The organism is Dokdonella sp. (genome assembly GCF_035703485.1).
In the GTDB taxonomy this organism is placed as follows: Bacteria; Pseudomonadota; Gammaproteobacteria; order Xanthomonadales; family Rhodanobacteraceae; genus Dokdonella.
In genome coordinates, this window is record NZ_DASSYD010000206.1 from 1 (window position 1) to 12,143 (window position 12,143).

At 59.5% G+C, this 12,143-nt stretch carries 13 protein-coding genes and 1 pseudogene; 1 reads left to right on the top strand and 13 read right to left on the bottom strand.

The window, feature by feature from the left end; translation table 11 throughout:
• From VFN25_RS15735 to typA, 13 genes and pseudogenes are all read right to left on the bottom strand, one after another.
• Positions 1-256: pseudogene (locus VFN25_RS15735) on the bottom strand (SAM-dependent methyltransferase); the annotation flags it as partial.
• 25 nt (positions 257-281) lie between these two features.
• Complete coding sequence (locus VFN25_RS15740) at positions 282-1,067, bottom strand: DUF1295 domain-containing protein (RefSeq protein ID WP_325143598.1); 786 nt, start codon at positions 1,065-1,067, stop codon at positions 282-284.
• A complete protein-coding gene (locus tag VFN25_RS15745) occupies positions 1,064-1,618 on the bottom strand; it encodes a DUF2878 domain-containing protein (protein ID WP_325143599.1) in 555 nt (184 codons plus the stop codon). The genes VFN25_RS15740 and VFN25_RS15745 overlap by 4 nt, the downstream gene beginning before the upstream one ends.
• A complete protein-coding gene (locus tag VFN25_RS15750) occupies positions 1,615-2,931 on the bottom strand; it encodes a cyclopropane-fatty-acyl-phospholipid synthase family protein (protein WP_325143600.1) in 1,317 nt (438 codons plus the stop codon). Before VFN25_RS15750 ends, VFN25_RS15745 begins: the two co-directional genes overlap by 4 nt.
• A gap of 2 nt (positions 2,932-2,933) precedes the next feature.
• Complete coding sequence (locus VFN25_RS15755; RefSeq protein WP_325143601.1) at positions 2,934-3,821, bottom strand: DUF1365 domain-containing protein; 888 nt, start codon at positions 3,819-3,821, stop codon at positions 2,934-2,936.
• A complete protein-coding gene (locus VFN25_RS15760; RefSeq protein WP_325143603.1) occupies positions 3,818-5,062 on the bottom strand; it encodes an NAD(P)/FAD-dependent oxidoreductase in 1,245 nt (414 codons plus the stop codon). Before VFN25_RS15760 ends, VFN25_RS15755 begins: the two co-directional genes overlap by 4 nt.
• The gene (locus VFN25_RS15765) at positions 5,062-6,018 is read right to left on the bottom strand and encodes an acyl-CoA desaturase (RefSeq protein WP_325143604.1); all 957 of its coding nucleotides are present in this window, start codon (positions 6,016-6,018) and stop codon (positions 5,062-5,064) included. Before VFN25_RS15765 ends, VFN25_RS15760 begins: the two co-directional genes overlap by 1 nt.
• Positions 6,019-6,307: 289 nt before the next feature.
• On the bottom strand, positions 6,308-7,033 hold the full coding sequence (locus VFN25_RS15770) for an anti-sigma factor (RefSeq protein WP_325143606.1): 726 nt from the start codon (positions 7,031-7,033) through the stop codon (positions 6,308-6,310).
• Positions 7,030-7,593: a sigma-70 family RNA polymerase sigma factor gene (locus VFN25_RS15775; protein WP_325143608.1), complete on the bottom strand. Its 564-nt coding sequence runs from the start codon at positions 7,591-7,593 to the stop codon at positions 7,030-7,032. The genes VFN25_RS15770 and VFN25_RS15775 overlap by 4 nt, the downstream gene beginning before the upstream one ends.
• 71 nt (positions 7,594-7,664) lie before the next feature.
• Positions 7,665-8,033 (bottom strand): DUF4345 domain-containing protein, encoded by a 369-nt coding sequence (locus VFN25_RS15780; protein WP_325143611.1) that lies wholly within the window; start codon positions 8,031-8,033, stop codon positions 7,665-7,667.
• 56 nt (positions 8,034-8,089) lie between these two features.
• Complete coding sequence (locus VFN25_RS15785) at positions 8,090-8,899, bottom strand: hypothetical protein (RefSeq protein ID WP_325143613.1); 810 nt, start codon at positions 8,897-8,899, stop codon at positions 8,090-8,092.
• A 96-nt stretch (positions 8,900-8,995) separates the two neighbouring features.
• Positions 8,996-9,670: an ATP-binding protein gene (locus VFN25_RS15790; protein ID WP_325143614.1), complete on the bottom strand. Its 675-nt coding sequence runs from the start codon at positions 9,668-9,670 to the stop codon at positions 8,996-8,998.
• Positions 9,671-9,677: 7 nt separating this feature from the next.
• On the bottom strand, positions 9,678-11,507 hold the full coding sequence (gene typA, locus VFN25_RS15795; protein WP_325143616.1) for a translational GTPase TypA: 1,830 nt from the start codon (positions 11,505-11,507) through the stop codon (positions 9,678-9,680).
• Positions 11,508-11,738: 231 nt separating this feature from the next.
• Between typA and VFN25_RS15800 the strand changes: the two genes are divergently transcribed.
• Positions 11,739-12,095 carry a hypothetical protein gene (locus VFN25_RS15800; protein WP_325143618.1) on the top strand — a complete coding sequence of 119 codons (357 nt, stop codon included), beginning with the start codon at positions 11,739-11,741 and terminating at the stop codon, positions 12,093-12,095.
• Positions 12,096-12,143: the final 48 nt, after the last annotated feature.

Genomic DNA, 12,143 nt, shown 5'->3' on the forward strand with positions numbered 1-12,143 from the left:
GGGTATTCGCCGCATCGGTCTCGATCGCAATCGGACTTTGGCGAAGTTCCTCGATTCGCGCACGCTGGCGTTCGGCGGTGGCTTCGACGCCGAGAGCGCTTTCTACGCTGAGGCGCAACGCGCATTGGCGTCGAATGCCGAAGCGCAAAAGGCGATCAGGGATCAGCCCGCGTTCGGCCCAGCGGGTCAGCGTGCTTTCGTGCTCGTTGGCCGCTTCGCGTTGATTTGTGTCAGCGGCAATTGATTGGCTGTTCATGATCGGCTCCTCGATCGAATGGGTGTCAGCACTTGCGCGGAAACCATGGAATCAGCACGCTCGTGGTGCGTTGATATTCACGATAGTCCTCGCCGCGCGAGCGCAAAGCCTGTGCTTCGGTGTAGGGAATGCCGGTAATCCAGCACAAGGTGCCAAGCATCAGCGCCGGGCCGACCAGACTGGCGGCGACCCAGCCGTCACCGGTGCCGACGGCGAGAAACACGTAGGCGAACCAGTGCAGCCATTCGAAAAAATAGTTTGGATGGCGCGAATACTTCCATAGACCACGGCGACAGGTCTTGCCCTTCATCGAAGGATCGGCGCGATGCGCGGCAAGCTGGTTGTCGGCGATCCATTCACCGCCGAGAGCGAGAAACCAGGTCAGTACAGCGAGGATCGCCCAGATCGTTACACCTTCGACCGGGTTGTGCGCGGCGATCCAGAACGGCAATGAGAAGATCGCGGTGAACAAGGCCTGGGCGAGGAAGAACATCAGAAATCTGGATTGGCTGTCGTTCCAGTATTTGCGCAGATAGGCGTAGCGGCCATCTTCATCCTCGCTGCGCACGCGGTGCCAGACATGCAGGGCCAGGCGCATGCCCCAGATCGCGCCCAGAGTTCCAACCAATAGCCGTGGTGTGAGTGCGCCCGAGCCGGTCAACGCATAGAAGAGGGCGGCCGCCGCCATGCACGCTGCCCACAGCACATCGACAATTCCGGCATTGCGAACTCGACGTTGATAGAGCCAGCCGCAGACCATAATCGCGCTGGCGGCAAGCCAGACAATGGTGATTGAAGCGAGTCCGCTCATGGCGCCCTCATCAATGGGAGTTGAACAGTGTTCTCGGCCTTCCGCGAGAAACGGCGTGCCGTCAGGCTGAGGGTCAGCATCGATAGCAGCCAGCACAGACCAAGAACGGTCAGGGCAATCCACACCGGTGGTGTGATTTCCACCGCGCCCCAGACACGTCCGGCACCGTAATACGAGATCGGGCCAACCACGGCTGCCAGCGGTGCAATGATCAGGGGGCGCACGTTGAGGTAACGCAGGGAGTGGTTGAGGGTCAGGGCGAAGCCGACCCAAAGGGAAAGAATCCAGAACGGAGCAAGTGGTGCGGGCGGTAGCGGTGATGAATAGGTCGACAGTCCGCTCGCTGCCATCAGCGTATCGGTTGCGAAACCCAAAGCGAGGGCGAGCCACATCAGTTTGAAGTCGCCTCGAACAGCGACGCCACTGCGAAAGTGATAAAGGACGAAGATCATCAGGGCGACTGGCCCGGCCCACCAGATTCCGTAGCTCGCACCGCCAACGGCGGCAAACCAGACAAGTTGAAACGCGATGAAATTGATCCAGTTCTTCATGTCGGGTTGACGGATTGCAAACTTGGAACGAACTGCGTCGGTCTCGCCTCGGGCTTGCACAGCAGCATTTGCACATCGCCGATCGAGCGTTCAATGAAGCCGCCTTCGCAATAGGCCAGATAGAAGACCCACATGCGCACGAACCGATCAGGGTAGCCAAGCGCGCGGACTTGTTCGATGCGATCAAGAAAACGCTTGCGCCAGGCGCGAAGGGTCAGCGCGTAACTCGGGCCGATATCTTCGAGGTTGAACAACTTCATGTTGCTGTTGCGACCGATTGCATCAGTCATCGCACTGATCGAGGGAATGAAGCTGCCCGGGAAAATGAAGCGCTGGATGAAGTCGACTGATTTCAGCGCCTGCTTGTAGCGATGATCCTCAATCGTGATCGCCTGGATCAGCGCCATGCCATCGGGCTTGAGCAAGTGATCGATGGTGCGGAAATAGGTGTCCAGATATTGATGACCGATGGCTTCGATCATCTCGATGGAGACGACCCGATCGAAGCTGCCCTTGAGATCGCGATAATCCTCCAGCAACAGGGTGATGCGATCGCCGAGGCCGGCGGCTTCGATACGCTCGCGGGCACGGTCGTGTTGTTCTTTCGAGATGGTTGTCGTGGTTACGCGGCAACCGTAGTGTTTTGCCGCATACAAGGCGAAACCACCCCAGCCGGTGCCGATTTCAAGCAGGTGGTGTTGCGGTCCGAGGTTGAGCTTCTGGCAGATGCGTTCAAGCTTGCGCGACGATGCTGCTTCGAGGGTGTCGTCTTCATTGGCGTAAATTGCCGACGAGTACATCAGGCTGTCGTCGAGAAAGAGCTTGAATAAATCGTTGCCGAGATCGTAGTGCGCGGCGATATTACGGCGGCTGCCTTTGCGTGTGTTGCGCATCAGCGCGCCCCAGATGCGCATGGCCGATCCGCCAAGGCGGGCCAGACCGGTTTCCATCGCGTCGAGGTGATCGCGGTTGCGCACAAGGATGCGGATCAGTGAGACCAGGTCATCGCAGTCCCAGAGGCCATCCATGTACGCCTCGCCGGCACCGACGCTGCCGTTCAAACCGACCTGACGATAGAAGGCGGAATCGTGGACGTGAATGTGGGCGACCAGGGTTTCCGCAGGTTTGCTCGCCGGCGTGCCTAGAATCACGGTTTCGCTCTTTTCCTCAATCGTGATGCGGCAGGCACACAGCCCCTTGAGTGCAGCAAGCAGGCGCTTGCGCAGGATGCGATCAAGCAGCGGCGACTCGCGCAGCGCTGAATCGGCGAGGATGTCGGTCGATTCGGTTGTGGTGACTTCTCGGGTATTCATGCTCAGGCAGCCTTGTTGTTGTCTGGATGATCGTGGACCGGATTGCCGCGCAGCCACAGACGCAGTGCGTGCCAGTGAATGGCGCCGACGATCTGGGTGGTCATGAGCGGGAAGCGCAGCAGCACGCGGGCGAGATTGGACGCGTTGATCGGTCGGCGATCCAGAGTCAGCGTGGCATCGAACTCGCGCTGTGCCTTGGTATCCCGATCAAGAACGTTCATGTGGATCAGCAATTTCTCGGCTGGCGTGGTCAGGCGCCAGGCGTAGTCGTGTTCCATGGCCATGAACGGCGAAACATGGAAAGCCTTTTCGAATTGCCAGAAGTACGAATGACCGCGCCGCTCGGATGTCGACAACGGCAGTACATAGGCATGACGCTGCTTCCACGGCGTATTGGTGATTTCGGCGACGATCACATCCAGCGTGGTGCCATCGGCCTCGAAGCAATAGTAGAAGCTGACCGGATTGAAGCTATGGCCGAAATAGCGCAGATGGGTGAGCAGGCGAATCGGACCTTTCGGCATGCGGCCAATCGCATCGGCGACGCGCAAGCGTACGGCTTCGTCGAGCGTCAGGTCGGCATCGCCAAGGTAGTCACTGCGGCGGAACTCGGCGAGGTTGCGGTGATGACTCGACCAAAGCCAGCGTCGGGCGAAGACCCGATCAATTTCATCGAGATCAAGGTAAAGCATCGCCATCTTGTAGGAGAACGCATGCGCATGCGGGGCGTGGCGGCGATGCTGCACGGTGCCTTCGTAGATGGCGCTGGCGAACTGCTCTGTGCAAGGCTCACTCACATTTTGCTTGCCGGCACTCGGCACTGCCTGACCGGAGCTCTTCGATCTCACTCCCGTGGCGTGGCGATGCTGGTTGGCGCTGAGCGAATTCATGACCACTCGACGCCGAGGGCTTTGGCGACTTCGAACGCGCTGCGCAAACCGTCCTCATGGAATCCGAAGCCCCAGTACGCGCCGGCAAACCAGGTGTTGGAGCGACCCTGGATTTCACTCTTGCGTCGACGTGCGCTGGCCGAGGCCTGGGTCTGCACGGGATGGCGGTAGCTTCTGCGGCGCAGAATCTTCGCCGGATCAATCTGATCCGTGCGATTGAGGCTGACAATCAACGGCTCGCTGGACTCAATCGATTGCAGGGCATTCATCCAGTAGCTGACCGAACACGCCGCATCGCGATCCGCTGGAATGTAGGCGTTCCATGCTGCCCAGGCCCTGCGATTTCCGGGCAGGATGCTGGCATCGGTATGCAGCACCGTATCGTTGTCCTGATAGCCGAGATCGCCAAGGATCGCGCGTTCGTTTTCACTGGCATCGTCGAGCAGGGCAAGCGCATCGTCGGCGTGGCAAGCGAGTACAAGCTGATCGAACGATTCGACACCGGCGGCACTGCGAACGCTGATCTGCTCGTCGTGGCGGCGAATGCTGGTGGCCGCGCAATCGAGACGCTCATCAACCGACCATTGTTTGCGCAGGGCATCGATATAGCGTTGTGATCCCCCACTGACCACGCGCCACTGCGGGCGGCCGCTGATCTGCAGCATGTCGTGATTGGCCATGAAGCGGATCAGCTCGATGGCAGGAAAATCGAGGATGCGCCGCGATGGCGAAGACCACAACGCCGATGCCATTGGCACCAGGTGATCGTCACGAAATGCATCGGAATAATGGTTTTGTTGCAGATACTCCCCCAGCGTAGGCCCCGCTTCAGCGGCCGACAGCAAGGCGGGTGATTCGCGATAGAAACGGCGCAGATCGGCGAGCATGCGCCAGAAGCGCGGACTGAGCAGATTGCGGCGCTGGCAAAACAATCCGCCGAGGCTGCCGGCGTTGTACTCGAGGCCGGTGCCGGCATTGTGTGCCGAAAAACTCATCGTGGTGGCCTGGCTATCGACACCAAGCTCGGCGAACATTCGTGTCAGCAAGGGATAGTGCTGGTGATTGAAAACGATGAATCCGCTATCCACGGCGTGATTACGGCCGCCGACTTCGATGTCGTGGGTGTCGGTATGCCCGCCTAGGCGTTCGTTCTTTTCGAACAGCACCACATCATGCTGGCGTGACAGTAGCCAGGCGCTGCCAAGCCCGGCGATTCCTGATCCAATGACCGCGATCCGCATCAGTGGCTCCGAGCTCGAAGCATGATCGCCGGCACCGGCTTGAGGTCGTGAACGAGGCCGAGCCAGGAAAGAACCTTCAGGCCCATCCAGGTCAGGTCCAGTTCCCACCAGTGAAATCCCTGTCGGGCGGAACCCGGGAAGTGGTGGTGATTGTTGTGCCAGCCTTCGCCAAACGTGATCAAGGCGAGCAGCCAGTTGTTGCGACTGTCATCGTGCGTGTCGAAACGACGCGAGCCAAACTGATGGGCCAGCGAATTGATCGTGACCGTGGCATGGAACAGCACGATCGTCGAGACGAAAAAGCCCCAGATCAACATCTGCGGGCCGCTAGTGCCGAGTGCCGGGTAAGCGTCACCGAGCCAGCTGCCGAGAAAATACATGGCCACGGCGAGCAGCACCGGCATGAGCAGATCGAAACGATCAAGCAGGCGTAGTTCCGGCAGTTGTCTCAGGTCGGGGATCGCCTCCCAGTTGGTGCGGAAGCCGCGTGGGGTCAGGAACCAGCCCATATGCGCACGCAGAAAGCCGTGTTGACGCGGCGAGTGCATGTCTTCGGGGGTATCGGTATGTCGATGATGGTGACGATGATGGGCGGCCCACCAGAGTGGTCCACGCTGCACGCACATGGCCCCGATCGCGGCGAAGAAGAATTGCACCGGGCGTGAGGTACGAAAGGCGCGATGCGAGAAATAGCGATGGTAGAAGCCGGTCAGGGCGAACATGCGCAAGGCGTACAGCGCCGCCGCGACAGCCAGGGCGATCCATGAAAAGCCGACCCAGATCACACCGATACAGGCGACATGCATGGCGATGAATGGAATCGCGCGCAGCCAGTCAATGCGATCGGCATTCTTGTCCAGCGGCACATCGTCAGCCGTATCGAACCAGCGCCGCAAGGTACGCACGATGCGGCCCTGGGTTGGCGGCGCGGCCATTTCGCTGCTTTCAATCGACATCAGTTGCTGAATCCGAATCCGGGGTCTATTCCGATATACGTGTCCGCACAGCCAACGGATGCACGATCAATGCATGGCGCTGACTGGATTGCGTGCCGGTTCATGTGGTGATTTCGATTGCGGCTGGTGTCGTGCCCGGCGCTGACCAGCCAGCAAATTCGGCACACAGGTGTCCCGACAAACATCACGGTTCCCATCGATGTCGTTCCCCGGATCTGGCGGCGTCAATCAGCCCCCTGATTGTGTGCCGCGATTGCTGTGAATCACTTGTCGTGCAGAATCTTTCTGCTTAAAGCAAGGCCACCCCACCCTTGGCGATGATTGGCCCGGCCGGTGCCGCATGTGGTGCACCCTCGGCTGATTCGAGGGTCACCGCGAACAACGCGCCGGCTCGGATATCAGCCAGCATCTGATCCGGAATCCTGATGATCTGCGCACGCTTTGCATCGAGCAGACCGAGCGATACCGGAGCTTGTCCTTCGGGAATCAGCCACAACTCCTGGGCACGTCCATCGGTCGGCGCGGCGGCCAATGGGGTGATGGTCATGTTGGCTTTGTCACGATCGACGATGGCAACAAAGCCCGGTACGCCGTTGTCATCGGCCAACGTTGAAACCATCGGCGGCGAGACGGTCGGTGCAAGAGGTTGGCGCGGGTTGAGCAATACGATCGCGCAAGCCGCAGCGGCCACAAAGGCGCCACTGGCCAGCCAACGCCAGAAGGCGAGGCTTTCCCAGAGCCCGGAACGAGACGGAGTTTCAGTGCGCTTGCGGGTGGGCAGATTAAGTGCCGAATGGATGCGTGCCCAGACATACTCCGGAACCGGCACGGCAGCAATTTCACCGAGCATCGGCATGAAGCGCGATTCCCAGAAAGCGATCTCGCGCGAGAAGCCCGGATCGCTGGCAATACGTGCCTGGGCGACGCGACGCTCACTCGCATCAAGCACGCCGAGCACATATTCGGCAGCCATGTCGCCAGGAGGCGGGTTGATTTGGTTATCGAGTGTATTCATCGTTCAAGGCATGCCTTGAGTTTGATCAGACTGCGACGGATCCAGCTTTTCACCGTGCCGATTGGGTTGCCACTGCGCTCGGCGAGTTCCTCGTAGGTCGCGCCTTCAAAGAAGGCGGTACGAATCAGTTTGCGTCGTGGCGCTTCGAGTTCGCCGAGACACAGTTCGATGCGTTCCTGATTCTCGGCCACCTCGGCCACTTCACTGGCACTTGAATCACCTTCAATTTCATCGAGCTCAATGGCCGTTTGAGCGCGTGCGCCGGCATTCGATCGCAGACGGTCAATGGCCTTGTTGCGGGTCATCATCGACAACCAGGTCATCGCACTGGCGCGGCTCGCATCAAATTGTTCAGCCTTGCGCCAGATGCCGAGAAACACTTCCTGCAGCACCTCTTCTGCCTCGGCTCTCTGCGGTAGCACGCGCAAGCAGATGCCGAAGAGCTTTGCCGAGGTTGCGCGATAAAGGCCCTCGAAGGCCAGGTTGTCTCCGCCAGCCACCGCGAGCAACAGGTCGTTCAGGTTTTCACTGTTCCCCGAACGTGGTTCAGTTACGGACATGCAGATTCCCGGGTTCGATTGATCAGTCGGGTAGAACCGTACAGGTTTCAGGGTTCTTTCACCATGCTTGCTCAGCGTTGCCTTGACCAAAGCAGCAGTGCGCATGTGGTCAACACGATTTCGAGCGCGCCGGTAGCCAGCGTGGTCGTTGATACCGGCCAGTAGTGGGCGACGCTGATGATGCGAAACAGCAGGATCGGAATGTAGAGTGCCAGCGAGAAGACCAGTCCGAACCGGTGGTTGCCGCTGATTGCGGTCCATGCGAACAGAAAGGCGAAGCCGAATTGCATGCCGCCATAGATCACGGCGTATTCCGACTGGCCTGAACTCGACATCTCGACGAAGCCGATCGATTGCGACGTTTGCGCAGGCATCAGTGTGCACCACAGCGCGAGCAGGGCGTAGAGCACAGCGTTTACCCACAGATAAATGGCGGTCATGCGCGGCTTCCACAGATTGGGTCAGGACGATAGTAGACATCATCACAAGTTCCTGATCAAAGTTTGCAGCGACCATCAAGGCGGGCTGCCTCGGCCGTCGCCAGGGTTTGCGGATCGAAGCTCGTCGATTGCGCCGCAGCGGGAAATTCGATGCGTACCTTGAGGTTATTTCCATCGTTGTCGCGGATATTGGAGACGCCCGAGTATTCGCGAAGCGCCTTGGTGTCAGAGGCGTAGGCCATGTCGATCGAGGGCAGGGCAAAGCCGAACCAGCTGTCCAGTTCGAGGCGAAAACGCTGTACCGGCGCGCCATCGATGCTGTCAGGGCCAACAGGACTCAAGACAAATGAGTAGGTTCGCAGACGACTCGGAAGCAGGAATTCCACTTTTTGCTCCTGCCCCGACACCAGCTCGTCCCAGTGCTTGACGATGAAACGGTCGAAGCCTGCGTCGATAACCAGGCGTGGCACGGATTCAACCATTGCCATCTGTTCCTGCTGGTCGGATTTCCGGCGTACGAATACCTCGCGTTTGCCATCAGCAGAGAGGCGCACGCCTTCGCGATAGCCGTAGCGGCCATCGTCCAGTTCAAACAGCGGAGCGGTGGCCTCGTCGGTGTCTTCGATATGCTTGCGTGCAAACGCCTTGCCATCCGGACATTGAAACAGGACCAGACGTTCGGTTTTTTCGGCTTCTCCACTGGTCCAGTGGGTTTCCGTATAGAGCTCGTTTCCTTTCAGGTCGAACGCCGTACCGATGTAGTGCTTGATCGGCGGCACCGCGAACGCATGAGTGGATGAGGCCAGGATGGCGATGGATAGCCAGGCGAGCATCAGCGCAGGCAATGGCGAACGTGGGTTGGTCATAGGAACTCTCGACATGGAATCAGGCGTCGGATGGTTGCAATGATCCGTTATACGAACGGTTGCGGCGGTCGGATGCGCCAACCGATTGTGCCACTCCTAGACCAGCTGATAATCCATGCTGCGGAATCGCCCGGATCGTGTCGTTGCCACGCCCGATTCGAGCAGCATGGGCGTGCTGAACAAGGGGCTGGCATGACAGAGAGTATGAAATTCGCCGTTTTCGCCGCAAGCATCGACTGAGTCTGGAAGCTCGGCGAGAAACCTGGAGTCGAACTCGCGGCCGCAGAATGCGCCATCGAGCTGGTCGAGATCGATCGTGGTGACGACCGCACGATGACCGCGCCTGAGGAATTCTTTGGCGAGCTCCCGGGTCGGTGTGTTCCAGAGTGGGAAAACCGGTTTCCAGCCGAGTCGATCGAGCGAGGCTTCGCGCCATTCGCGTATGTCGGCTAGAAAGATGTCGCCAAATGCGACATGGGCCAGATTGGCAAACTTCAATCGTGCCTGATCGAGTGCCGAGGCGAGGGCGGATTCATAGACCTCGTTGGGTGCGGGCCAGTCGATAGCCATCTCGATCAGCGGCAGCTTGAGCGCAGCGGCTTGGGCGCGCAGCACATCGCCATGGACATCGTGCATGGCCACGCGATCGCTTGTGCGATCCAGCGTGGTCAGCAATCCGCTGACCTTCCAATGCGGATCGGCGAGCAGCCGATCCAGGGCCATCAGGCAATCCTTGCCGCCACTCCAGGCAACCAGGATTGACGTCGCCATCGGTCGATCAGGCGGCGCGCGAGGCGCGTTTGCGATCGTTTTCGGTCAGGTTTTTCTTGCGCAGTCGAATCGCCTTCGGCGTGACCTCGACCAGTTCATCGTCTTCGATGAACTCCAGAGCCTGCTCCAGTGACATCCTGACCGGCGGCGTCAACTGCACGGTTTCATCCTTGCCGGAGGCGCGCACGTTGGTCATCTGCTTGGCGCGCAAGGCGTTGACGGTAAGGTCGTTGTCCTTGGAGTGGATGCCGACCAGCTGGCCTTCGTAGATCTCGTCACCCTCGTTGATCAACAGACGTCCGCGCTCCTGCAAGCTGATCAGCGAGTAGGCCGGTGAAGGTCCCTGGCCGTTCGAGATCATGACGCCGTTGGGGCGCTTGGCGATGGCGCCTTCCGAACGCGGGCCGTAATGATCGAAGACATGAAACAACAATCCGGTACCGGCGGTAATGGTGCGGAACTCGGTCTGAAAGCCGATCAGGCCGCGTGCCGGAATCATGTATTCGAGGCGTGCCCGACCACGTCCGTCCAGTTCGATATTGGAAAGTTGCCCGCGACGGTTGCCGAGGCGCTCCATGACACCGCCCTGGTACTGTTCATCGAGATCGACGACGAGTTGCTCGTAGGGCTCCTGCATTTCGCCATCGATTTCCTTGATGATGACTTCCGGGCGCGACACGGCCAGCTCGTAGCCTTCGCGGCGCATCGTTTCAATCAGCACCGACAGATGCAGTTCGCCACGGCCGGAAACCTTGAACTTGTCCGGATCCTCGGTTTCCTCAACCTTCATGGCGACGTTGTGCAGGGTTTCGCGGAGCAGGCGCTCGCGAATCTGGCGGCTGGTCAGGAACTTGCCGCCGCTGTGTTCCTTGACCCCGGCGAACGGTGAATTGTTGACCTGAAATGTCATGCTGATGGTCGGTTCATCGACATGCAGCACCGGCAACTGTTCTGGCGCATCGGGTGCGCAGATCGTGTCGGAGATGCTCAAGCCCTCGATGCCGTTGATGGCGATGATGTCGCCGGCTTCAGCCTCGGCGACCTCGCGGCGCTCCAGGCCCATGAAGCCGAGCACTTGCAACACCTTGGCATTGCGCTTCTTGCCATCCTTGTCGACCACGGCGACTTGCATGTTGGTCTTGATCTTGCCGCGCTGGATGCGGCCGATGCCGATGAGGCCGACATAGTTGCTGTAGTCGAGCTGGCTGATGCGCATCTGGAACGGACCGTCCGGATCCACGTTGGGTGGTGAAACGTGCTTCATGATCGCTTCGTAGAGCGGAGTCATGTCGCCGGAACGCACTTCCGAATCGAGACCGGCATAGCCGTGCAGAGCCGAGGCGTAGACAACCGGGAAATCGAGTTGCTCATCGGTCGCGCCGAGGCGATCAAACAGATCAAAGGTGGCATTGAGCACCCAGTCAGGGCGTGCGCCGGGTCGATCGACCTTGTTGATCACGACGATCGGCTTGAAGCCCATCTCGAAAGCCTTCTGGGTGACGAAGCGTGTCTGCGGCATGGGTCCGTCCATCGCATCGACCAGAATCAGCACGGTATCGACCATAGACAGCACGCGCTCGACCTCGCCGCCGAAGTCGGCATGGCCCGGGGTGTCGACGATATTGATGCGGTTTTCGCGCCAGGTGATCGCGGTGTTCTTGGACAGGATCGTGATGCCGCGTTCCTTTTCCTGATCGTTGGAATCCATGACCCGTTCGGCGAGCACGGTGCGCTCGCTGAAGGTGCCGGATTGCTTGAGCAGGCAGTCGACCAGAGTCGTCTTGCCATGATCAACGTGGGCGACAATCGCGATGTTGCGGAGATTTTTGATAGACATGGGAAATACCGGGCGACCTCGTTACGGGCCGTCACTGGGAGGGAATGGGGTGCCGTCAAGGTATTGGCAGCCGCCTATTATGCCCGGGTTTTGTGTCTGGCGCTTGATTTTCTGGCACTTTTGGGTGCGTTTTTGTGCGTCGCAGCATCCACTGATCAGGTTGAGGCAACGCATGGCGGCCAAGGGTCGCGGGTCACCGATGCGCCTGGAGTTTCCGTGTAGGATTGCCTGATGCGTTTCCTGTTCGCCCTGCTGACCACGTTCTGTCTGCTGTTTCAGCAAACGGTCGTGGTCGCATCTGCGTGTGTCATGGAAACAATGCCGGCGAATGCGGCGGCGATGCTCGATCATTGTGCCGGCATGGATATGGCGACGGAATCGCCGACCCTGTGCAAGGGCCACTGTGCGCCTGATCTGGTGGTCCTGCCCGATTGCAAGTCGCCGACTGTGCATTTCGTCGCGATGTCACCGCCGCCTCTGGATCTGCTGCTGGTGTCGGCTTTGCCCGATCCGGTTGTCCCGGCGATCAGGCCAGTGCATGGATCCGATCCGCCGCCTCGACTGCGCTACTGCCGCCTGCTGATTTAGGCCTCCACAGAAAGTCTCGTCCAACCCTCTGCCCTGGTGGCAGGGCGT

What these genes read in the sequence shown, in the direction of transcription:
- typA (WP_325143616.1), bottom strand. Translation starts at nt 11,507, where the DNA reads ATGTCTATCAAAAATCTCCGCAACATCGCGATTGTCGCCCACGTTGAT.
- VFN25_RS15760 (WP_325143603.1), bottom strand. Translation starts at nt 5,062, where the DNA reads ATGCGGATCGCGGTCATTGGATCAGGAATCGCCGGGCTTGGCAGCGCC.
- VFN25_RS15775 (WP_325143608.1), bottom strand. Translation starts at nt 7,593, where the DNA reads ATGTCCGTAACTGAACCACGTTCGGGGAACAGTGAAAACCTGAACGAC.
- VFN25_RS15770 (WP_325143606.1), bottom strand. Translation starts at nt 7,033, where the DNA reads ATGAATACACTCGATAACCAAATCAACCCGCCTCCTGGCGACATGGCT.
- VFN25_RS15745 (WP_325143599.1), bottom strand. Translation starts at nt 1,618, where the DNA reads ATGAAGAACTGGATCAATTTCATCGCGTTTCAACTTGTCTGGTTTGCC.
- VFN25_RS15790 (WP_325143614.1), bottom strand. Translation starts at nt 9,670, where the DNA reads ATGGCGACGTCAATCCTGGTTGCCTGGAGTGGCGGCAAGGATTGCCTG.
- VFN25_RS15750 (WP_325143600.1), bottom strand. Translation starts at nt 2,931, where the DNA reads ATGAATACCCGAGAAGTCACCACAACCGAATCGACCGACATCCTCGCC.
- VFN25_RS15755 (WP_325143601.1), bottom strand. Translation starts at nt 3,821, where the DNA reads ATGAATTCGCTCAGCGCCAACCAGCATCGCCACGCCACGGGAGTGAGA.
- VFN25_RS15785 (WP_325143613.1), bottom strand. Translation starts at nt 8,899, where the DNA reads ATGACCAACCCACGTTCGCCATTGCCTGCGCTGATGCTCGCCTGGCTA.
- VFN25_RS15780 (WP_325143611.1), bottom strand. Translation starts at nt 8,033, where the DNA reads ATGACCGCCATTTATCTGTGGGTAAACGCTGTGCTCTACGCCCTGCTC.
- VFN25_RS15800 (WP_325143618.1), top strand. Translation starts at nt 11,739, where the DNA reads ATGCGTTTCCTGTTCGCCCTGCTGACCACGTTCTGTCTGCTGTTTCAG.
- VFN25_RS15740 (WP_325143598.1), bottom strand. Translation starts at nt 1,067, where the DNA reads ATGAGCGGACTCGCTTCAATCACCATTGTCTGGCTTGCCGCCAGCGCG.
- VFN25_RS15765 (WP_325143604.1), bottom strand. Translation starts at nt 6,018, where the DNA reads ATGTCGATTGAAAGCAGCGAAATGGCCGCGCCGCCAACCCAGGGCCGC.